This is a genomic window from Pseudomonas sp. GW823-FHT02E01, assembly GCF_058797535.1.
Window position 1 is genome coordinate 205,364 of record NZ_JBXAJS010000001.1, and the last position, 19,599, is coordinate 224,962.

20 protein-coding genes are annotated in these 19,599 nt (G+C 62.1%); 18 read left to right on the plus strand and 2 right to left on the minus strand.

Annotation, left to right across the window (positions count from 1 at the left end):
* Window positions 1-108: 108 nt before the first annotated feature.
* The 11 genes from AC1RDQ_RS00920 to AC1RDQ_RS00970 all read left to right on the plus strand — a co-directional run bounded on the left by AC1RDQ_RS00920 (window position 109) and on the right by AC1RDQ_RS00970 (window position 9,710).
* Window positions 109-1,467 (plus strand): cache domain-containing protein, encoded by a 1,359-nt coding sequence (locus tag AC1RDQ_RS00920; RefSeq protein WP_492585944.1) that lies wholly within the window; start codon window positions 109-111, stop codon window positions 1,465-1,467.
* Between the two features lie 39 nt (window positions 1,468-1,506).
* Window positions 1,507-2,139 carry a response regulator gene (locus AC1RDQ_RS00925; RefSeq protein ID WP_090456295.1) on the plus strand — a complete coding sequence of 211 codons (633 nt, stop codon included), beginning with the start codon at window positions 1,507-1,509 and terminating at the stop codon, window positions 2,137-2,139.
* Window positions 2,140-2,276: 137 nt separating this feature from the next.
* Window positions 2,277-2,639: a hypothetical protein gene (locus AC1RDQ_RS00930; protein ID WP_349736725.1), complete on the plus strand. Its 363-nt coding sequence runs from the start codon at window positions 2,277-2,279 to the stop codon at window positions 2,637-2,639.
* A 211-nt stretch (window positions 2,640-2,850) separates the two neighbouring features.
* Window positions 2,851-3,441: an amino acid synthesis family protein gene (locus tag AC1RDQ_RS00935; RefSeq protein ID WP_007978708.1), complete on the plus strand. Its 591-nt coding sequence runs from the start codon at window positions 2,851-2,853 to the stop codon at window positions 3,439-3,441.
* Between the two features lie 44 nt (window positions 3,442-3,485).
* A complete protein-coding gene (locus tag AC1RDQ_RS00940) occupies window positions 3,486-4,319 on the plus strand; it encodes an alpha/beta fold hydrolase (protein ID WP_090456298.1) in 834 nt (277 codons plus the stop codon).
* Window positions 4,316-5,797: an aldehyde dehydrogenase gene (locus tag AC1RDQ_RS00945; protein WP_492585946.1), complete on the plus strand. Its 1,482-nt coding sequence runs from the start codon at window positions 4,316-4,318 to the stop codon at window positions 5,795-5,797. The genes AC1RDQ_RS00940 and AC1RDQ_RS00945 overlap by 4 nt, the downstream gene beginning before the upstream one ends.
* Window positions 5,798-5,809: 12 nt before the next feature.
* Complete coding sequence (locus tag AC1RDQ_RS00950; RefSeq protein ID WP_046042555.1) at window positions 5,810-6,295, plus strand: flavin reductase family protein; 486 nt, start codon at window positions 5,810-5,812, stop codon at window positions 6,293-6,295.
* 147 nt (window positions 6,296-6,442) lie between these two features.
* On the plus strand, window positions 6,443-7,894 hold the full coding sequence (locus tag AC1RDQ_RS00955; protein WP_223503801.1) for an NAD-dependent succinate-semialdehyde dehydrogenase: 1,452 nt from the start codon (window positions 6,443-6,445) through the stop codon (window positions 7,892-7,894).
* Between the two features lie 19 nt (window positions 7,895-7,913).
* Window positions 7,914-8,303 (plus strand): carboxymuconolactone decarboxylase family protein, encoded by a 390-nt coding sequence (locus AC1RDQ_RS00960; protein WP_007991919.1) that lies wholly within the window; start codon window positions 7,914-7,916, stop codon window positions 8,301-8,303.
* Between the two features lie 89 nt (window positions 8,304-8,392).
* Complete coding sequence (locus AC1RDQ_RS00965; RefSeq protein WP_015095667.1) at window positions 8,393-9,145, plus strand: GntR family transcriptional regulator; 753 nt, start codon at window positions 8,393-8,395, stop codon at window positions 9,143-9,145.
* 1 nt (window position 9,146) lies between these two features.
* Complete coding sequence (locus AC1RDQ_RS00970) at window positions 9,147-9,710, plus strand: NUDIX hydrolase (RefSeq protein WP_102671435.1); 564 nt, start codon at window positions 9,147-9,149, stop codon at window positions 9,708-9,710.
* 134 nt (window positions 9,711-9,844) lie between these two features.
* On the opposite strand, the gene AC1RDQ_RS00975 is transcribed toward AC1RDQ_RS00970, so the two are convergent.
* Window positions 9,845-10,141: a DUF1330 domain-containing protein gene (locus tag AC1RDQ_RS00975; protein WP_090456308.1), complete on the minus strand. Its 297-nt coding sequence runs from the start codon at window positions 10,139-10,141 to the stop codon at window positions 9,845-9,847.
* Between the two features lie 70 nt (window positions 10,142-10,211).
* Between AC1RDQ_RS00975 and ribBA the strand changes: the two genes are divergently transcribed.
* The 6 genes from ribBA (at window position 10,212) to AC1RDQ_RS01005 (ending at window position 17,552) form a co-directional block, all read left to right on the plus strand.
* Window positions 10,212-11,321, plus strand: coding sequence for a bifunctional 3,4-dihydroxy-2-butanone-4-phosphate synthase/GTP cyclohydrolase II (gene ribBA / locus AC1RDQ_RS00980; protein WP_349736722.1), 1,110 nt, complete (start codon window positions 10,212-10,214; stop codon window positions 11,319-11,321).
* A 308-nt stretch (window positions 11,322-11,629) separates the two neighbouring features.
* Entirely contained in the window at window positions 11,630-12,655 is a 1,026-nt protein-coding gene (locus AC1RDQ_RS00985; protein ID WP_095967714.1) for an ABC transporter substrate-binding protein, read from the plus strand.
* Complete coding sequence (locus AC1RDQ_RS00990) at window positions 12,652-13,584, plus strand: ABC transporter permease (protein WP_173677950.1); 933 nt, start codon at window positions 12,652-12,654, stop codon at window positions 13,582-13,584. The genes AC1RDQ_RS00985 and AC1RDQ_RS00990 overlap by 4 nt, the downstream gene beginning before the upstream one ends.
* A 6-nt stretch (window positions 13,585-13,590) precedes the next feature.
* Window positions 13,591-14,400, plus strand: coding sequence for an ABC transporter permease (locus AC1RDQ_RS00995; protein WP_090456315.1), 810 nt, complete (start codon window positions 13,591-13,593; stop codon window positions 14,398-14,400).
* A 17-nt stretch (window positions 14,401-14,417) separates the two neighbouring features.
* The gene (locus AC1RDQ_RS01000) at window positions 14,418-15,572 is read left to right on the plus strand and encodes an ABC transporter ATP-binding protein (RefSeq protein ID WP_492585949.1); all 1,155 of its coding nucleotides are present in this window, start codon (window positions 14,418-14,420) and stop codon (window positions 15,570-15,572) included.
* 264 nt (window positions 15,573-15,836) lie between these two features.
* Window positions 15,837-17,552 (plus strand): amidase, encoded by a 1,716-nt coding sequence (locus AC1RDQ_RS01005; protein WP_407516562.1) that lies wholly within the window; start codon window positions 15,837-15,839, stop codon window positions 17,550-17,552.
* A 44-nt stretch (window positions 17,553-17,596) separates the two neighbouring features.
* Here the strand turns inward: AC1RDQ_RS01005 and AC1RDQ_RS01010 are convergent, their stop codons facing one another.
* Complete coding sequence (locus AC1RDQ_RS01010; RefSeq protein ID WP_218496456.1) at window positions 17,597-18,595, minus strand: bile acid:sodium symporter family protein; 999 nt, start codon at window positions 18,593-18,595, stop codon at window positions 17,597-17,599.
* 85 nt (window positions 18,596-18,680) lie between these two features.
* Between AC1RDQ_RS01010 and AC1RDQ_RS01015 the strand changes: the two genes are divergently transcribed.
* Window positions 18,681-19,469, plus strand: a complete 789-nt coding sequence (locus AC1RDQ_RS01015) for an AraC family transcriptional regulator (RefSeq protein WP_223503793.1) — start codon at window positions 18,681-18,683, stop codon at window positions 19,467-19,469.
* Window positions 19,470-19,599 lie beyond the last annotated feature (130 nt).

Sequence of the window (19,599 nt, forward strand, 5' to 3'; positions counted from 1 at the left end):
ATTTCAACTGAATGGCATCCCGGCCGCCGGTCATTCCGTCCAGCAACGCTACTGGCCGAACACCTCTTTGGCATATGATCCCGAGCCTTCGCGCGGGCAGGAGTCAACATGCAGCTCAAACACAAGATCGTCGCCCTCGGGATTCTGCCGCTGGTGCTGGCCATTGCCGTCATCTGCGCGCTGGTGATTTCCCTCAATCGCCAATTGGGCGATCAACAGGCACAACTGATCGAAGACAGCATTCTGGCGAGCAAGCGCGCGGAGCTGAAAAACTACGTGGAAATGGCCCAGAGCCTGATCGCGCCCCTGTACGACGACGGCCACGGCGACGCCCGTGCCCAACAACAAGTGCTGGAAGAACTGCGCAAGCTCAGCTTTGGCATCAACGGCTACTTCTTCGTCTACGACCACGAAGGCCGCAGCCTGATGCATGCGCGCCAGTCGGAACTGGTGGGCCAATACCTGTGGGACATGAAAGATCCCCACGGCCTGCCGGTGATCCAGGCGCTGCTCAAAAGCGCGCAATCGGGCGAAGGTTTTCAACGCTATGCCTGGAACAAACCCTCCTCCGGTCAGGTGACCGACAAGCTCGCCTACGTGGTGATGCTCGATCGCTGGGGCTGGATGCTCGGTACCGGCATCTACCTCGAAGACGTCGAACGCGCCACCCAGCAGGCCCGTGCCGAAGTGGCCATGGGAATTCGCAAGACCATGATGGCGATTGCCGTGGTTGCCCTCGTCGCAGTGCTGTTCGTATTCGCCACGGGCATGACCCTCAACGTCAGCGAACATCGGCTGGCGGACAAGAAACTGCAGCGCCTGACCCAGCGCATCGTCAGCCTGCAGGAAGAGGAACGATCCCGAGTGTCCCGCGAGTTGCACGACGGCATCAGCCAGGTGCTGGTCTCGATCAAGTTCCAGTTCGAACTGGCCAGCCATCTGCTGGAGCGCGGACAGGCCCCCGACAAGGGCTTGAGCACGCTGAAAGACGCCACCGAGCGCCTGGGCGATGCCATCGGCGAAGTTCGCAGTCTCTCCCACGACCTGCGCTCATCCCTGCTCGACACCCTCGGCCTGCCAGCGGCCATCGGCCAATTGGCTGCCGAATTCGAACAGCGCAGCGGGCTGACCGTGACCTATGACGAAAATGAATTCGACTGCCAATTGGTCGAAGGCGCGGCTGTTTCGCTGTTCCGAATCGTCCAGGAAGGCCTGACCAATATTGAACGCCACGCCCAGGCGAAGAACGTGTCCATTACACTGCGCGGCTGCGACGACTCCGTGCGGCTGACGGTGGTCGACGACGGTATCGGTTTCAACGTCGCCCAGGTCGAACGTCGTCAGGCCGGCATTGGCCTGCGTAACATCCGCGAACGCGTCGAACATTTTGGCGGGCGCTTCGAATTGATCTCGATGCCGGGCAGAAGTGAGCTGGACGTACTGTTGCCAATGAAACCAGACGCATAACGCTGACCCGGCCCAAAACTACAAGAGTGAATAGCTGCGATGAACCTGCCCTCCCCGATCCGCGTCGCCCTGGTCGACGATCACTCCCTGGTCCGCGACGGCATCAAGGCGCTGCTGGCCGTGATGTCGCCCCTGGAAATGGTCGGCGAAGCGGAAAACGGCGCCGCGGCCATCGAGATGGTCGGACGTTGCCAGCCGGACCTGCTGCTGGTCGACATCAGCCTGCCGGACATGAACGGCCTGGAACTGACCCGCGTGCTGCGCAGCCAGTACCCGTCGCTCAAGGTGCTGGTGCTGAGCATGTACGACAATTACGAATACGTCAGTGAATCGGTGCGCTCCGGTGCCAGCGGCTACGTGCTGAAGAACGCCCCGTCACGGGAAATCATCGCCGCCATCGAGGCCATCACCAGCGGGGGAACCTTCTACAGCGCGGAAATCGCCCAGCGGCTGATCGCCGACAGGAACACCGACAACGAACTGACCCCTAGGGAAAGCCAGGTGCTGTCGAAGATGGCGCAGGGGTTGAACAACAAGGAAATGGCCCGGGAACTGGACATCAGCGTGCGCACGGTGGAGACACACCGCTTGAGCATCCGGCGCAAGCTCAACATCGACAAGCCGGCGGCGCTGGTCAAGTACGCCATCGATCACGGGCTTATTTCCCGCTAGTACCGCTCCCACAAGGAGCATCGAATCCACCATTGACTGCGTCGATAGTCACCATTGATTCAATGAAGTTCTCTTAAAAAATCCACGGCGTAACATCTGCTCCATACCAACCCATCAGCACCCCGGAGCACACCATCATGAAACGCCAAACCCTTCTCGGCATCGCTTTCTCGGTTTTCGCAGTTAACGCTTTCGCCGCTACCGCCGCTCAACCTGTGGTCGCTGAAGGCGGCTCGGATCGTCTGATTGAAAGCCGTGTGGCCGAGGGTGGTTCCGATCGCCTGATCGAGAATCGTGTCGCCGAAGGTGGTTCGGATCGCCTGATCGAAAACCGCGTCGCCGCCGATGGCTCCGACAAACTGATGCAAAACCGCGTTGCCGAAGGTGGCTCGGACAAACTGATCCAAAACCGCGTCGCTGAAGGCGGTTCCGACAAACTGCTGCAAAACCGTGTAGCCGAAGGCGGTTCGGATCGTCTGATCGAAAGCCGCGCTGTCTGAATGCAGTGCTTTACCGCAGGACTCGACGAAAAACCCGGCCTCATCAGCCGGGTTTTTTTACGTCTTTTATAAGTCCTTCCCGCCACGCATAGCGCCTCGCCCGCCCCCCTTTTATCGCCATCCAGCCAGAAACTCCGTTCGGGGACTTGTGCTTCTGGTATTATGGTATACCATCAGACGCACAGACACCCAAACCTCTACGGAGCAGCTCATGAGTTTCGAAATCCGCAAGATCGTCAGCTATGTCGAAGAAACCTTTATTGAAGGCGGCAAAGCCACCGATAAGCCTGTGACCATGGTCGGTCTGGCCGTGGTGATGAAGAACCCCTGGCTGGGCAACGGTTTCGTCGAAGACCTGAAACCACAGATCCGCGCCAACTGCTCCGACCTCGGCGCGCTGATGGTCGAGCGCCTGGTGGGCATCATTGGCGGCGCCGAGAAAATCGAGGCCTACGGCAAGGCTGCGGTGGTCGGCGCCGATGGCGAAATCGAGCACGCTTCGGCGGTGATCCACACCCTGCGCTTCGGCAACCATTACCGCGAAGCGGTCAAGGCCAAGAGCTACCTGAGCTTCACCAACAAGCGCGGCGGCCCGGGCACCTCGATTCAGATCCCGATGATGCACAAGGACGACGAAGGCCTGCGCTCGCACTACATCACCCTGGAAATGCAGATCGAAGACGCGCCGCGTGCCGACGAAATCGTCGTGGTCCTGGGTTGCGCCGACGGCGGCCGCCTGCACCCGCGCATCGGCAACCGCTACATCGACCTGGAAGAACTGGCCGCCGAAAAAGCCCAGTAACCGGCCAGCAGAACGACAACAAGAAGGCATTGCAGGAGCGCTCCATGATTCGGCTCACCGCTGAACTCACCCCGGCTGGCACCAGTTACCTGGCGACCGGCCAAGGCCAGCCCGTGGTCTTGATCCACGGCGTGGGCCTGAACAAAGAAATGTGGGGCGGCCAGATCGTTGGCCTGGCCACGAAGTACCGCGTCATCGCCTACGACATGCTCGGCCATGGCGCCAGCCCGCGACCGGAGAACGGTACGCAACTGCTCGGCTATGCCGACCAGTTGCTGGAGCTGCTCGACCACCTGCAATTGCCCAAGGCAACGGTGATCGGTTTTTCCATGGGCGGGCTGGTGGCGCGGGCCTTTGCCCTGCACTACCCGCAACGCCTGGAAGGCCTGGTGGTGCTCAACAGCGTGTTCAACCGCAGTGCCGAACAGCGTGCCGGGGTCATCGCCCGCACCAGCCAGGCTGCCGAACACGGGCCGGACGCCAATGCCGAAGCCGCATTGTCGCGCTGGTTCAGCCGTGAATACCAGGCCGCGAACCCGGCGCAGATCGCCGCGATTCGCCAGACCCTGGCCGGCAATGACCCTCAGGGCTACCTGACCACTTATGAACTGTTCGCCACCCAGGACATGTACCGCGCCGACGACCTGGCCAGCATCCAGGTGCCGACGCTGATCGCCACCGGCGAACTGGACCCCGGCTCAACCCCGGAAATGGCCCGGCAACTGGCCGAACGCATTCCCGGCGCGACCGTTGCCGTACTCGCCGAGCAACGGCATATGATGCCGGTAGAGTCGCCGCGCCTGGTCAACCAGCTGTTGCTGGAGTTTCTGCAGACCGCGCACTCCAAACAAAACCAGATCAAGGGGATCGTTGCATGACACTCGCACGCTTCCAGATGTGCATCGGCGGTGAATGGGTCGATGCCCTGTCCGGCAAGACCTTCGAAAGCCTCAACCCGGCGTTGGCCGAAGCCTGGGCTGAACTGCCCGATGCCGACGAAGCCGATGTCGAGCGTGCCGTGCAGGCTGCGCAGACGGCTTTCGACAGCCCGGCATGGCGCGGTTTGACGGCCACCGCTCGCGGCAAATTGCTGCGACGCCTGGGCGACCTGATCGCCGAGAACAAAGAACAACTGGCACAGCTCGAAAGCCGTGACAACGGCAAGCTGATCCGCGAAACCCGTGGCCAGGTCGGCTATTTGCCGGAGTTCTTCCACTACACCGCAGGCCTGGCGGACAAGCTCGAAGGCGGCACCCTGCCGCTGGACAAGCCGGACCTGTTTGCCTACACCGTGCACGAAGCCATGGGTGTGGTTGCCGCGATCATTCCGTGGAACAGCCCGCTGTACCTGACCGCGATCAAACTCGCCCCGGCCCTCGCCGCGGGCAATACCATCGTGATCAAGCCGTCGGAACACGCCTCGGCAACGATTCTTGAACTGGCGCGCCTGGCACTGGAAGCCGGGATTCCGCCGGGGGTGGTCAACGTCGTCACCGGTTACGGCCCAAGCACCGGCGCCGCTCTCACCCGCCATCCGCTGATCCGCAAGATCGCCTTCACCGGCGGCGCGGCGACGGCTCGGCATGTGGTGCGCAGCAGTGCCGAGAACTTCGCCAAGCTGTCGCTGGAACTGGGGGGCAAATCGCCGAACATCATCTTCGCCGACGCCGACCTCGACAGCGCGATCAACGGCGCCATCGCCGGGATCTATGCCGCCTCCGGGCAAAGCTGCGTCTCCGGTTCGCGCTTGCTGGTGCAGGACGAAATCTACGATGAGTTCGTCGGTCGTCTGGTGGAACGCGCCAAGCGCATCCGCATTGGCAACCCGCAGGACGACAGCAGCGAAATGGGCCCGATGGCCACCGCGCAGCAACTGGCCGTGGTCGAAGGCCTGGTGGCCGATGCCATCGCCGAAGGCGCGCGCCTGCGCCTGGGCGGCAAGCGTCCAGAGAATCTGGGTGACGGCTGGTTCTACGAACCGACGCTGTTCGAGTGCGACCGCAATTCGATGAAGATCATGCAGGAAGAAGTCTTTGGTCCGGTGGCTTCGGTCATCCGATTCAAGGACGAAGCCCAAGCGCTGGCAATTGCCAACGACTCGCAGTTCGGCCTCGCCGCCGGCATCTGGACCCGCGACCTGGGCCGCGCCCATCGCCTGGCCCGGGACGTGCGTTCGGGGATCATCTGGGTCAACACCTACCGTGCAGTCTCGGCCATGGCGCCGATCGGCGGTTTCAAGAACAGCGGCTATGGACGCGAAAGCGGCATCGATTCGGTGCTGGCCTACACCGAGCTGAAAACGGTGTGGATCAACCTGTCCCAGGCACCGATGCCTGATCCCTTCGTGATGCGCTAGGAGTCCTGGAAAATGATCGAACCCGGCATTTACAAAGACGTGATGAGTTCGTTCCCGTCCGGGGTCACGGTGGTCACCACCCTGGACCCGGACGGCGGCATCGTCGGCATCACCGCCAGCGCCTTCAGTGCGCTGTCGATCGACCCGGCACTGGTGCTGTTCTGCCCCAACTACGGCTCCGACACCTACCCGGTGTTGCGCGACAGCAAGCAGTTCGCGATTCATTTGCTGTCCGCCGAGCAGACCGCCGAGGCCTATGCCTTCGCCGGTAAAGGCAAGGACAAGGCCAAAGGGATCGAGTGGCACTTGAGCGAACTGGGTAACCCGATCCTGGCCAAGGCCACGGCGATCATCGAGTGCGAACTGTGGCGCGAATACGACGGCGGCGATCACGCGATCATCGTCGGCGCGGTGAAGAACCTGATCCTGCCCGCGCAACCGGTCACGCCGATGATCTACCACAAAGGCAAACTGGGGCCCCTGCCCACCCTGGCCTGACACTGCTTTTCTGTAGGAGCGAGCTTGCTCGCGATGACGGTGTATCAGTCGACATCGATGTTGAATGTCAGTCCGCTATCGCGAGCAAGCTCGCTCCCACAGGTACTGCACCAGACAGTTAAGTCTTCATTCTTTCCAGGAGCCGGCATGAGCCCAGCAGCCTCGCAATTGTTCCGTCAGCAGGCCTACATCAATGGCCAGTGGCTGGACGCGCCGGATGGCGCCTGTCAGGACATCTTCAACCCGGCCACCGGTGAACTGATCGGCCAGGTGCCGAACCTCGGCGCCGAGCATGCGCGCCTGGCTATCGAGGCCGCCAACAAGGCCTGGCCGGCCTGGCGTGCGCTGACCGCCAAGGAGCGCAGCAATACGCTCAAGCGCTGGCACGCGCTGATGCTGGAAAACGCCGACGCCCTGGCACACATCCTCACCCTCGAACAAGGCAAGCCACTGGCCGAAGCCAAAGGCGAAATCCTCTACGCCGCAAGCTTCATCGAGTGGTTCGCTGAAGAGGCCAAACGCATCTACGGCGACACCATTCCCAGTCACAAGGGCGATGCGCGCATCGTGGTCAGCAAGGAGCCGATTGGCGTCGTCGCGGCCATCACGCCGTGGAACTTCCCGGCGGCGATGATCACCCGCAAGGCCGGCCCGGCACTGGCGGCCGGTTGCCCGTGCATCGTCAAGCCAGCCCCGGAAACACCGTTCTCGGCACTGGCCATGGCTGCGCTGGCGGAACAGGCCGGGATTCCAGCGGGCATTTTCAACGTGATCACCGGCGATGCCATCGCCATCGGTGGCGAGCTGACCGGCAGCAGCCTTGTGCGCAAACTGTCGTTCACCGGCTCCACCGCCATCGGCAAACTGCTGATGGCCCAGTGCGCGCCGACCCTGAAAAAAGTCTCGCTGGAACTGGGCGGCAACGCGCCGTTCATTGTCTTCGACGATGCCGATCTGGAACGCGCGGTTGACGGCGCGCTGATAGCCAAATTCCGCAACGCCGGGCAGACCTGCGTCTGCGTCAACCGCTTCCTGGTGCAGGACGGCATCCACGACGCCTTTGTCGCACGCCTGGCCGAGCGGGTTTCGCAACTCAAGGTCGGCAGCGGTTTCGATGATGGCGTCACCCAAGGGCCACTGATCAACGAGCGCGCCGTGGCCAAGGTCGAAGAACACGTGCAAGACGCTCTGGCCCACGGAGCACAACTGTTGTGCGGCGGCGAACGCCATGCCCTGGGCAATGGATTCTTCCAGCCGACCGTGCTCATCGGCGTCACCACCCGGATGAAAGTCGCCCGGGATGAAACCTTTGGCCCGTTGGCCGCCGTGTTCCGTTTCGACACCGAGGCCCAGGCCGTCGCAATGGCCAACGACACCGAATTCGGCCTGGCTGCCTACTGCTACACCCGCGACCTGGGCCGCGCCTGGCGCATGAGCGAGGCGCTGGAGTACGGCATGGTCGGGATCAACGAAGGGCTGATTTCCACTGAGGTCGCGCCATTCGGCGGGATCAAGTCCTCGGGGCTGGGCCGTGAAGGGTCGAAGTACGGCATCGAGGATTACCTGGAACTCAAATACACCTTGATGGGCGGCCTTTGAGCCCGCGGGAGCTACGCAAATGAACAACGAAAAGTATGAAAAAGGCCTGAAGATCCGTACCCAGGTGCTGGGTGAGGCCTACGTCAATCGTTCCATCGAGAACGCCGACGACTTCACCCGACCGTTGCAGGAAATGGTCACCGAGTATTGTTGGGGTCATGTCTGGGGTCGTGAGGGTTTGTCGCTCAAGGAGCGCAGCATGATCAACCTGGCGATGATCTCGGCCCTCAACCGGCCCCATGAACTCAAACTGCATGTACGCGGCGCCTTGCGTAACGGCCTGAGTCGTGAGCAAATACGCGAAATATTGCTTCAGGTCGGCATTTATTGCGGTGTCCCCGCTGCCGTAGACAGTTTCCGGCTCGCCCGTGAAGCCTTCGCCGAAGCCGATGCCGAGGCCTCCAGTTAACCCTTGGCTGTTTGATCTGACCGGGCACCCAGATTCCCGTAATCGAAGTGCTCTTTTTTGCATGGACAGCCACAATCAGAGCGGACCCCATGAAACGCCTGCCACTCGACGACAGCTTCAAGGTCAATCGCAACCCCGTTACCCTGCGCGAAATCGTGCTGGATAAACTGCGAAGCGCCATCATGAACTTCCAGCTCCTGCCGGGAGACCGTCTGGTCGAACGCGATCTGTGCGATCGCCTGGGCGTCAGCCGTACCTCCGTGCGCGAAGCCTTGCGTCACCTGGAATCCGAAGGCCTGGTGGAATTCGCCGACGCCAAGGGCCCGCGTGTCGCGATCATCACCCTGGCCGATGCCGTGGACATCTACGAGCTGCGCTGCGTACTCGAAGGGCTGATCGTGCAACTGTTCACCCTGCGCGCCAAGGCCAAGGACATCAAGGCCCTGGAAAAAGCCCTCGAAGAAAATCGCAAGGCGCTCAAAGACGGTGAGCTGCAACAGGTCATCGACTCGGTGCAAGGTTTCTACGATGTGCTGCTCGAAGGCTCGGGCAACCATGTCGCGGCCACTCAATTGCGCCAGTTGCAGGCACGCATCAGCTACCTGCGCGCGACCTCGGTATCCCAGGAGAACCGTCGCGGCGCCAGTAACCAGGAAATGGAACGCATGGTCGAGGCGATCAAGGGCGGTGATCCGCTGGCCGCCCACCAGGCTTGCGTCGACCACGTGCGCGCGGCCGCTGCCGTGGCCCTGGACTACCTCAAGCGCAAGCAGGAAGAAACCGGCGACATCCCGGCGATTACCTTGCCCATCGCGCTGAAAGAACCGCGCATAGGTCGTTGAAATGTTCAGCCCGAGCTTTTGCCCCAAGTGCGGCAGCGCAGACCTCAGGTCACAGTTGCCGCCGGGCGATACGCACGAGCGCCTGATGTGCCGCGGTTGCGGCTACATCCATTACATCAATCCGAAAATCATTGCCGGCTGCATCATCGAGCAGGACGGCAAATATTTGCTGTGCCAACGCGCGATTCCGCCGCGTCCGGGCACCTGGACCCTGCCGGCAGGCTTCATGGAAAGTGGCGAGACCACCGAACAGGCGGCCTTGCGTGAAGTCTGGGAAGAAAGCGGCGTGCGTGCCGAAATCGTCTCGCCCTATTCGATCTTCAGCGTGCCGAAGATCAGCGAGGTGTACATCATCTTCCGCGCCATCGCGCTGGAGATTACCGGGCAGTACGGCCCGGAAACCCTCGACTACAAGTTCTTCGCGCCCGAAGACATTCCCTGGGACAGCATCTACTATCCGGCGATCCGGCAGATCCTTGAGCGCTATATCGAGGAGCGCCAGGCCGGGGTTTATGGCATCTACATGGGCAATGACGACAGCGGGAAGATTCACTTCATTCGCTGAAAAAACCCCACTCCCCCTTTAGGAGCGAGCCTGCTCGCGATGGTCGTCAACGATGACGCGTGCTGACTGACCGAACGCGTTGCTCTAACGTTTTTCGCGAGCAGGCTCGCTCCTACAGGGTCAAGCGGTGTTGGTCAGAGCGGCGCCATGCCCTCGACGATAATGACCTCTGCCTTCGCCACGCCTTCGCGATGTCCCCTGGCCTCCTGATACAACGCCGAGTGATAGCAAGCCACCGCCTGCTCATAGGAATCAAACTCGATCACCACGCTGCGTTGCGGCGTAGGCCGGCCTTCCATCGCCTCGCTGCGCCCGCCCCGCGCGAGAATCCGACCGCCATACTGAGCAAACGCCTTCGGCGCCCGCTGGGTGTATTGGCTGTATTGATCGGGGTCGGTGATGTCCACGTGAGCAATCCAGTACGCCTTCATAGTGACCTCTCGGTTTGTTTTGTATTATGGTATACCACAATACCCATCCAACAAACACTGAGACTCCAGCATGGCCTTCAACAGCATCGAAGAAATCATCGAAGATTACCGCCTCGGCAAAATGGTCCTGCTGGTCGACGACGAAGACCGGGAAAACGAAGGCGACCTGTTGCTGGCCGCCGACTGCTGCACGCCCGAGGCGATCAGTTTCATGGCCCGCGAAGCCCGTGGCCTGATCTGCCTGACCTTGACCGACGAGCACTGCAAGCGCCTGGGCCTGGAGCAGATGGTGCCGAGCAACGGCAGCGTGTTCAGCACCGCCTTCACCGTGTCCATCGAGGCCGCCGTCGGGGTGACCACCGGTATCTCCGCCGCCGATCGTGCCTGCACCGTGGCCGCCGCCGTCGCTGCCAACGCCGGCCCTGCCGACATCGTGCAACCCGGCCATATCTTCCCGTTGCGTGCCCGGGAAGGCGGCGTGCTGACCCGCGCCGGTCATACCGAGGCCGGTTGCGACCTGGCCCGCCTGGCCGGCCATACCCCGGCCTCGGTGATCGTCGAAGTGATGAACGACGACGGCACCATGGCCCGGCGCCCTGACCTGGAAGTATTTGCGCGCAAACACGGGATCAAGATCGGCACCATCGCCGACCTGATCCACTACCGCCTTAGCACCGAACACACCATCGTGCGCATCGGTGAACGTGATCTGCCCACCGTACACGGCACCTTTCGTCTGATCACCTTTGAGGATCACATCGAAGGCGGTGTCCACATGGCCATGGTCATGGGCGATCTGCGCCGTGATGAGCCGACGCTGGTGCGCGTGCATGTGATTGACCCGTTGCGCGATCTGGTCGGTGCCGAGTACAGCGGGCCGACCAACTGGACCTTGTGGGCCGCCTTGCAGCGTGTCGCCGCCGAAGGTCACGGCGTGGTGGTGGTGCTGGCCAATCACGAATCCTCCCAGGCGTTGCTCGAACGTGTACCGCAATTGACCCAGACGCCCCGACAGTTCAGCCGTTCGCAGTCGCGGATTTATTCGGAGGTGGGCACCGGTGCGCAGATCCTGCAGAACCTGGGTGTCGGCAAGCTGCGCCATCTCGGGCCGCCGCTGAAATATGCCGGTTTGACCGGGTATGACCTGGAAGTGGTGGAGAGTATTCCTTTCACGGGTTGACGCATCCCCTGTGGGAGCGAGCTTGCTCGCGATAGCGGTATGTCAGTCAACATTGATATCGACTGACACGCCCTCATCGCGAGCAGGCTCGCTCCCACAAGGGATTGCGTCGCCGGGCAATCTTCGGAGCCACTGAAAAACCACGTTTGGCTGATAGCCGGTACGGCAAAATGCTTGCACAAAGTTTGGAATACCATAATATGATATTCCATAGACCGGACAGTCAGCACTGACTCGACGGACCTACTGCTCCCGATAGGCGGGCACTCCAAAGCCCCGCTCATAAACACAACAATGAGGGCGTGAAAATGGTGTTGAACAAACGTGCGACCGCAGTTCTTTTTGCGGGACTGCTGAGCGTGACCAGCCAGGCATTGCTGGCGGCTGAAAGCGTCAACTTCGTGAGTTGGGGCGGCAGCACCCAGGATGCGCAGAAGCAGGCCTGGGCCGACCCGTTCAGCAAGGCCAGCGGCATTACCGTCGTGCAGGATGGCCCGACCGACTACGGCAAACTCAAGGCCATGGTCGAGAGCGGCAACGTGCAGTGGGACGTGGTCGACGTCGAAGCCGACTTCGCCTTGCGCGCCGCCGCCGAAGGCTTGCTCGAACCCCTCGATTTCAAAGTCATTGAACGCGACAAGATCGACCCGCGCTTCGTCAGCGATCACGGCGTCGGCTCGTTCTTCTTCTCCTTCGTCCTCGGCTACAACGAAGGCAAGCTCGGCGCCAACAAGCCGCAGGACTGGTCCGCACTGTTCGACACCAAGACCTACCCCGGCAAACGCGCCCTCTACAAATGGCCAAGCCCAGGCGTGCTTGAACTGGCGTTGCTGGCCGACGGTGTAGCGGCGGACAAGCTCTATCCGCTGGACCTGGACCGCGCCTTCAAGAAACTCGACACCATCAAGAAAGACATCGTCTGGTGGGGCGGTGGCGCGCAGTCGCAGCAACTGCTGGCCTCCGGTGAGGCGAGCATGGGCCAGTTCTGGAACGGCCGGATCCATGCCCTGCAGGAAGACGGCGCCCCGGTCGGCGTAAGCTGGAAGCAGAATCTGGTCATGGCCGACATCCTGGTCATTCCCAAGGGTTCGAAAAACAAGGACGCGGCGATGAAGTTCCTGGCCAATGCCAGCAGCGCCAAAGGACAGGCGGACTTCTCCAACCTGACCGCCTACGCCCCGGTCAACGTCGACAGTGTGGCGCGCCTGGATTCGGCGCTGGCCCCGAACCTGCCGACCGCCTACGCAAAGGATCAGATCACTCTTGATTTCGCGTACTGGGCCAAGAACGGTCCGGCCATCGCGACACGGTGGAACGAATGGCTGGTCAAATGAAAATGACGGTAACCGCGTCCCGTCCATCCACGCCAGTCGGGAGCGCCTCCGGCGCTGTCGGCAAGGCGGCTGCGATGACGCAATCCCCTACCCTGGCGCAACGCTGGCGCGGATCGAGCAACCTGATCCCCGCCCTGCTGTTCCTCGGCCTGTTCTTTCTCGCGCCGCTGATTGGCCTGCTGTTGCGCGGCGTGCTGGAACCGGTGCCGGGCCTGGGCAACTATGAGCAACTGTTCGCCAACTCGGCCTATGCGCGGGTGTTGCTCAACACCTTCTCGGTGGCCGGCCTGGTGACGCTGTTCAGCCTGTTGCTGGGCTTCCCGCTGGCTTGGGCGATCACCCTGGTGCCGCGCGGCTGGGGGCGCTGGATCCTGAATATCGTGCTGCTGTCGATGTGGACCAGCCTGCTCGCCCGCACCTACTCCTGGCTGGTGTTGCTGCAAGCCTCCGGGGTGATCAACAAGGCGTTGATGGCCATGGGCATCATCGATCAACCGCTGGAGATGGTGCACAACCTCACCGGCGTGGTGATCGGCATGAGCTACATCATGATCCCGTTCATCGTGCTGCCGTTGCAGGCGACCATGCAGGCCATCGACCCGATGATCCTGCAGGCCGGCTCGATCTGCGGCGCCAGTCCGTGGACCAACTTCTTCCGGGTGTTCCTGCCGCTGTGCCGGCCGGGGCTGTTCTCCGGCGGCCTGATGGTCTTCGTGATGTCCCTCGGTTACTACGTGACCCCGGCGCTGCTGGGCGGTGCGCAGAACATGATGCTGCCCGAGTTCATCATTCAGCAGGTGCAGTCGTTCCTCAACTGGGGCCTGGCCAGCGCCGGCGCCGCGCTGCTGATCGTGATCACGCTGGTGTTGTTCTACTTCTACCTGAAGCTCCAGCCGGAATCCCCGGTTGGCGCCAGCAACGCGAGGTAAGCCGTCATGCTCCTGACCCCCAATGCCATGAGCCGGCGCATGCGCTTCGGCCTGTATGCCACCACCGGGCTGATCGGTCTGTTCCTGCTGCTGCCGATTGTGTTCATCGTGCTGCTGTCGTTCGGCTCGTCGCAATGGCTGGTGTTCCCGCCACCGGGCTGGACGCTGAAATGGTACGGCCAGTTCTTCTCCAACGCCGACTGGATGAGCGCGGCCATGGCCAGCCTCAAGGTCGCGGTGCTGACCACGTTCTTCGCCGTCGCGCTGGGTCTGCCCACAGCTTTCGCCCTGGTGCGTGGCCGCTTCCCCGGCCGGGAAATGCTCTACGGTCTGTTCACTCTGCCAATGATCGTGCCGCTGGTGATCATCGCCGTGGCGGTGTACGCGCTGTTCCTGAAACTGGGCTACACCGGGACCATGTTCGCGTTCGTGGTCAGCCACGTCATCGTCGCGCTGCCGTTCACCATCATCTCGATCATCAATTCGCTGAAGCTGTTCGATCAGTCGATCGAGGATGCAGCGGTGATCTGCGGCGCCTCGCGCCTGCAAGCGGTGTTCAAGGTGACCTTCCCGGCGATTCGTCCGGGCATGGTGGCCGGCGCCCTCTTCGCCTTCCTCGTCTCCTGGGATGAAGTGGTGCTGAGCGTGATGATGGCCAGCCCGACCCTGCAAACCCTTCCCGTGAAAATGTGGACCACCCTGCGCCAGGACCTGACGCCCGTGATCGCCGTCGCCTCGACGCTGCTGATCGGCCTCTCGGTATTGGTCATGGTGATCGCCGCCGCACTGCGCCGGCGCAATGAAATCAGCGCCTGAGCGCGCAGGAGTACGACATGAGTGCAGTGATCAAAGATACCGCGCAGCAAAATGACAAGCCCCTGGTGAGCCTGCGCAACCTGAACAAATACTACGGCGACTTTGCCGCCGTGGACGACATCTCGCTGGACATCAAGGACGGTGAATTCCTCACCTTTCTCGGCTCCAGCGGCTCGGGCAAAAGCACCACGCTGTCGATGCTCGCCGGTTTCGAAACCCCGAGCAGCGGCGAGATCCTGGTCAACGGCCAGTCGCTGGTGAATGTGCCGCCGCACAAACGCGATATCGGCATGGTGTTCCAGCGCTATTCGCTGTTTCCGCACCTGTCGGTACGCGACAACATCGCCTTCCCGTTGGCCATCCGCAAACTGGCCGCCGCCGAACGCGAACGCCGGGTCGATGCGATGCTCAAGCTGGTGCAGCTTGAGCAGTTTGCCCATCGCCGCCCTTCGCAACTGTCCGGTGGCCAGCAGCAACGAGTCGCCATTGCACGGGCGCTGGTCTATGAGCCACGCATCCTGCTGATGGACGAACCCCTCGGTGCACTGGACAAGAAACTGCGCGAAGACTTGCAGGACGAACTGCGTCAGCTGCATCGGCGCCTGGGCATCACCATCGTCTACGTGACCCACGATCAGGAAGAAGCCATGCGCCTGTCCCAGCGCATCGCGATTTTCAGCCACGGCAAGATCGTCGGCCTGGGCAGCGGCTTTGACCTGTACCAGAATCCGCCGAATGCTTTTGTCGCCTCGTTCCTTGGCAACTCCAACTTCCTCAAACTCAAGGTCCAGGGTAATGCGGTGGCGACCTTCGAGGGGCAACCGCTGTCGATCCGACTCACGGCCGGCCTGCAAACTGATCAGAACGTGCTGCTGATGGTGCGTCCGGAAAAAGCCCTGGCCCTGAGCAATGAACAGGCCGTTGCCGAACCCTTGGCTGCCGGCTGGAACGAAGTCTCGGCCAAGGTCGTGGAAGTGCTGTTTCTGGGTGAAAGCCAGACGTGCAGCGTGGTCACCGCTGGCGGCACCTCGATGACGGTCAAGGCGCTGTCCGCCGCCGGCATGCCGCTCAAGTCCGGTGACCCGGTGCGGGTGCGCTGGGCTACCGCGGATGCCTGCGTCTACACCGAATGGGCCGAAAGCGACCTGAACAAGGCCGCCGGCGCTCACTGATCCATTGGCCTGCGCGCGCGGGCCACTATAATGAGTCACCCTCGGGCCACCACAACGTCGGGTTGTGGTGGCCTTTTTTCTGTCGCCTGTAAGATAAATTGGACAACGGATTCCTAAAATCCCGGTTTAATGCTAAATAGTGCTCAGTATTTTTAACACCCGACCCTGTCGTGCCACACAGTGCAACGAGAATAACGATATGAAAGTCCATTTCGAGAAAAGTGAAGTGTTTGGGACCCTCCACCTGCAAGCGGCGGTGGCAGCATGATCGAAGTTACCGAAGTTTCCATTGCCGAGCTGCGCGCCGCGCTCGAATCCGGCCAGACCACCTCGGTTGAACTGGTCCAGGCTTATCTTGCGCGGATCGACGCCTTTGACGGCCCCGAAACACCTACCGCGCTGAACGCGGTCGTGGTTCGCAACCCCGAGGCGCTCGCCGAAGCCCAGGCCTCCGACGCCCGTCGCGCCAAGGGCCAGACGCTGGGAGCACTGGACGGGATCCCCTACACCGCCAAGGACAGCTATCTGGTCAAGGGCCTCACCGCCGCTTCCGGCAGCCCGGCCTTCAAGGACCTGGTCGCCTATCGCGATGCGTTCACCATCGAACGCCTGCGCGCCGCCGGGGCCATCTGCCTGGGCAAGACCAACATGCCGCCAATGGCCAACGGCGGGATGCAGCGTGGTGTCTACGGCCGCGCCGAGAGCCCGTACAACGCTGACTACCTCACCGCCCCTTTCGCCTCCGGCTCGTCGAACGGTGCCGGCACGGCGACCGCGGCCAGTTTCTCGGCCTTCGGCCTGGCGGAAGAAACCTGGTCGAGCGGCCGTGGACCGGCCTCGAACAATGGCTTGTGCGCCTACACCCCTTCGCGCGGCGTGATCTCGGTGCGCGGCAACTGGCCGTTGACCCCGACCATGGACGTGGTCGTGCCGTTTGCCCGGACCATGGCCGACCTGCTCGAAGTGCTCGACGTGGTGGTGGCCGATGACCCGGACACCCGTGGCGACCTGTGGCGCCTGCAGCCCTGGGTACCGATCCCGAAATCTTCTTCGGTACGCCCTGAGTCCTATGCCGCGCTGGCCGCGAATAGCGATGCGCTCAAAGGCAAGAAATTCGGCATCCCGCGCATGTACATCAACGCCGACCCTGAAGCCGGCACCTCCGAAGCACCGGGCATCGGTGGCCCGACTGGCCAACGCATCAACACCCGTCCTTCGGTGATCGGGCTCTGGGAACAGGCGCGCAAGGCCCTCGAAGCCGCGGGCGCCGAAGTACTCGAAGTGGACTTCCCGCTGGTCTCCAATTGCGAGGGCGATCGTCCTGGTGCGCCGACCGTGTTCAATCGCGGCATCGTCTCCAAGGAATTTTTGCACCATGAACTGTGGGACCTGTCCGCCTGGGCCTTCGATGATTTCCTGCAAGCGAACGGCGATCCCAAACTGAATCGCCTCGTCGATGTCGACGGTCCGCAGATCTTCCCTCATGACCCGGGCACCCTGCCCAACCGCGAGGGTGACCTGGCCGCCGGCATGGACGAATACGTGCGCATGGCCGAACGCGGCATCACGCCGTGGGATCAGATCAGCACGGTGCCGGACGGCCTGCGCGGCCTGGAAAAGACCCGCAAGATCGATCTGGAAGACTGGATGGATCGCCTGGGCCTCGACGCGGTGCTGTTCCCGACGGTGGCCGATGTGGGTCCGGCGAATGCCGATGTCGATCCGCAATCGGCGGATATCGCCTGGAGCAACGGCGTATGGGTCGCCAATGGCAACCTCGCCATCCGTCATCTCGGTGTGCCGACGGTCACCGTACCGATGGGCGTGATGCCGGACATCGGCATGCCGGTCGGCCTGACGTTTGCCGGGCGGGCCTATGACGACTCGTCGCTGCTGCACCTGGCGTCGGCGTTCGAATCGACCGGCAGCAAACGCATGATCCCGCCGCGTACCCCGCCATTGGTCGCTGACAAGCGCTGACCCGTAAACCATGGCGGCTCACTCGAGCCGCCATGGCTGGCAAATCAGGGATCAACCTGGGCCATCAGCTCGGGAATCGATTCCGGCCGCTTGGCATAACGCTGTGCCAGCACCGCACAGACCATCAGTTGAATCTGGTGGAACAACATCAGCGGCAAGATCAGCAAGCCAATGGTGCTACCGGCAAACAGCACCTGCGCCATCGGCACGCCGGTCGCCAGGCTTTTCTTCGAACCGCAGAAGAGAATGGTGATGCGGTCTTCCTGGTTGAAGCCGAATGCCTTGCCCAGTACGGTCGAGGCCACCAACACCAGCGCCAGAACGATGCAGCAGACCAGCACCAGCCCAAGCAGATCCAACAACGGAATCTGCTGCCAGATGCCTTCGATCACCGCTTCGCTGAACGCGCCGTAGACCACCAGCAGAATCGAACCCTGGTCGACGAATTTCAACCAGCTCTTGTTTCGCGCCACCCAGTTGCCGATCCAGCGCCGCGCGATCTGCCCGGCAATGAACGGCAGCAGTAACTGCACGCTGATCTTGAGGATGGCGTCGAGGGTCGAGGCGCCTTCGCCGTGGACATTCAGCAGCAGGGTCACCAGCAACGGCGTGAGGAAAATTCCGAACAGGCTGGACGCCGCCGCGCTGCAAATCGCCGCCGGGATGTTGCCCCGCGCCAGCGAAGTAAAGGCAATCGCCGACTGCACCGTGGCGGGCAACGCGCACAGGTACAGCATGCCCATGTACAGGTCATTGCCGATCAGCGGCGACAGCAGCGGCTTGAGCGCCAGACCGAGCAATGGAAACAGCACAAAGGTCAGGCTGAACACCAGCAAATGCAGGCGCCAGTGCCCGGCACCGGCAATGATCGACTCGCGGGACAGCTTGGCGCCATGCAGGAAAAACAGCAGCGCAATGGCGATGTTGGTCAGCCAGCCAAAACCGAGCGCGACCTGGCCGCTGACGGGCAGCAGGCTGGCGAGCGTTACTACGCCGATCAGGGTCAGGGTGAAGTTGTCGGGTAACAAACGGGGGCGAGTCATGGGGTTGATCATCCGGGGGTTGCCAGTACATGAAAGTGACTCTAACGTGCCTGATAATTACCGACTAACGCCGATGAGCCAGCTGATGCCGCCTAAAGGACATGACAAGAGTGTTCGACGCAGTATTCCCGGGCTGTCCAGCCTGCCACGACCGCTCTACGGCCGTACCGAATCGCTGCCCAATCGCGCACTGACCCGGCGCCACAGCCACCCGTGGGTGCAGCTTTCCTACGCGATTGCGGGCGTGCTCGAAATACAGACCGGCGTCGGGCGTTTCGTGGCCCCGCCGGAGCGTGCGGTGTGGATTCCGGCGGGCATGCCGCACCGGGTGTTCAGTTCGCCACGCACGGAAATGCGCAGCCTGTACATCGATTGCAGTGTCTCGACGTGGGCACCGCCGGGCTGTCATGTACTGGGGGTCAGTGATTTGTTGCGCGAGTTGATCCGCGCCTTCAGTCAGGTTCCGGTGGAATACGATCAGGACGGGCCGCACGGTCGGTTGGCCCAGGTGATTCTGGATCAGTTGGCCGAGGCGCCACAGATCGACTTGATGCTGCCGCTGCCCCAGGACAGCCGATTGCGGCAAATCGCGCAAAGCCTGGAGTCGCACCCGGAGCAACAGACCACGCTCAGCCACTGGAGCGACCAATTCGGCGTCACCGAGAAAACCCTCAGTCGCCTGTTCCTGCGCGACACCGGCCTGACCTTTCGCGCCTGGCGCCAGCGCTTGCGCCTGCTCGGCGCCCTGACGCCACTGGAACAGGGCGAACGAGTGACCGACGTCGCGTTGGCCTGTGGCTACGATTCGACGTCAGCGTTTATCGCTGCCTTCCGCCAGCAGTTCGGCGAAACACCGGGGGAGTTTTTTCGCTGAGTCCAACACCGTACACCTCTGTTGCCTGTCAGTCCGCCATCGCGAGCAAGCTCGCTCCCACAGGGGCCATGGGTATACACAAAACCTGTGCTCGACATAAAAACCTGTGGGAGCGAGCTTGCTCGCGATG

What these genes read in the sequence shown, in the direction of transcription:
- AC1RDQ_RS01005 (WP_407516562.1), top strand. Translation starts at nt 15,837, where the DNA reads ATGATCGAAGTTACCGAAGTTTCCATTGCCGAGCTGCGCGCCGCGCTC.
- AC1RDQ_RS01010 (WP_218496456.1), bottom strand. Translation starts at nt 18,595, where the DNA reads ATGACTCGCCCCCGTTTGTTACCCGACAACTTCACCCTGACCCTGATC.
- AC1RDQ_RS00925 (WP_090456295.1), top strand. Translation starts at nt 1,507, where the DNA reads ATGAACCTGCCCTCCCCGATCCGCGTCGCCCTGGTCGACGATCACTCC.
- AC1RDQ_RS00935 (WP_007978708.1), top strand. Translation starts at nt 2,851, where the DNA reads ATGAGTTTCGAAATCCGCAAGATCGTCAGCTATGTCGAAGAAACCTTT.
- AC1RDQ_RS00960 (WP_007991919.1), top strand. Translation starts at nt 7,914, where the DNA reads ATGAACAACGAAAAGTATGAAAAAGGCCTGAAGATCCGTACCCAGGTG.
- AC1RDQ_RS00950 (WP_046042555.1), top strand. Translation starts at nt 5,810, where the DNA reads ATGATCGAACCCGGCATTTACAAAGACGTGATGAGTTCGTTCCCGTCC.
- AC1RDQ_RS00970 (WP_102671435.1), top strand. Translation starts at nt 9,147, where the DNA reads ATGTTCAGCCCGAGCTTTTGCCCCAAGTGCGGCAGCGCAGACCTCAGG.
- AC1RDQ_RS00990 (WP_173677950.1), top strand. Translation starts at nt 12,652, where the DNA reads ATGAAAATGACGGTAACCGCGTCCCGTCCATCCACGCCAGTCGGGAGC.
- AC1RDQ_RS00985 (WP_095967714.1), top strand. Translation starts at nt 11,630, where the DNA reads ATGGTGTTGAACAAACGTGCGACCGCAGTTCTTTTTGCGGGACTGCTG.
- AC1RDQ_RS00920 (WP_492585944.1), top strand. Translation starts at nt 109, where the DNA reads ATGCAGCTCAAACACAAGATCGTCGCCCTCGGGATTCTGCCGCTGGTG.
- AC1RDQ_RS01015 (WP_223503793.1), top strand. Translation starts at nt 18,681, where the DNA reads ATGCCGCCTAAAGGACATGACAAGAGTGTTCGACGCAGTATTCCCGGG.
- ribBA (WP_349736722.1), top strand. Translation starts at nt 10,212, where the DNA reads ATGGCCTTCAACAGCATCGAAGAAATCATCGAAGATTACCGCCTCGGC.
- AC1RDQ_RS00965 (WP_015095667.1), top strand. Translation starts at nt 8,393, where the DNA reads ATGAAACGCCTGCCACTCGACGACAGCTTCAAGGTCAATCGCAACCCC.
- AC1RDQ_RS00975 (WP_090456308.1), bottom strand. Translation starts at nt 10,141, where the DNA reads ATGAAGGCGTACTGGATTGCTCACGTGGACATCACCGACCCCGATCAA.
- AC1RDQ_RS00940 (WP_090456298.1), top strand. Translation starts at nt 3,486, where the DNA reads ATGATTCGGCTCACCGCTGAACTCACCCCGGCTGGCACCAGTTACCTG.
- AC1RDQ_RS00955 (WP_223503801.1), top strand. Translation starts at nt 6,443, where the DNA reads ATGAGCCCAGCAGCCTCGCAATTGTTCCGTCAGCAGGCCTACATCAAT.
- AC1RDQ_RS00995 (WP_090456315.1), top strand. Translation starts at nt 13,591, where the DNA reads ATGCTCCTGACCCCCAATGCCATGAGCCGGCGCATGCGCTTCGGCCTG.
- AC1RDQ_RS00945 (WP_492585946.1), top strand. Translation starts at nt 4,316, where the DNA reads ATGACACTCGCACGCTTCCAGATGTGCATCGGCGGTGAATGGGTCGAT.
- AC1RDQ_RS01000 (WP_492585949.1), top strand. Translation starts at nt 14,418, where the DNA reads ATGAGTGCAGTGATCAAAGATACCGCGCAGCAAAATGACAAGCCCCTG.
- AC1RDQ_RS00930 (WP_349736725.1), top strand. Translation starts at nt 2,277, where the DNA reads ATGAAACGCCAAACCCTTCTCGGCATCGCTTTCTCGGTTTTCGCAGTT.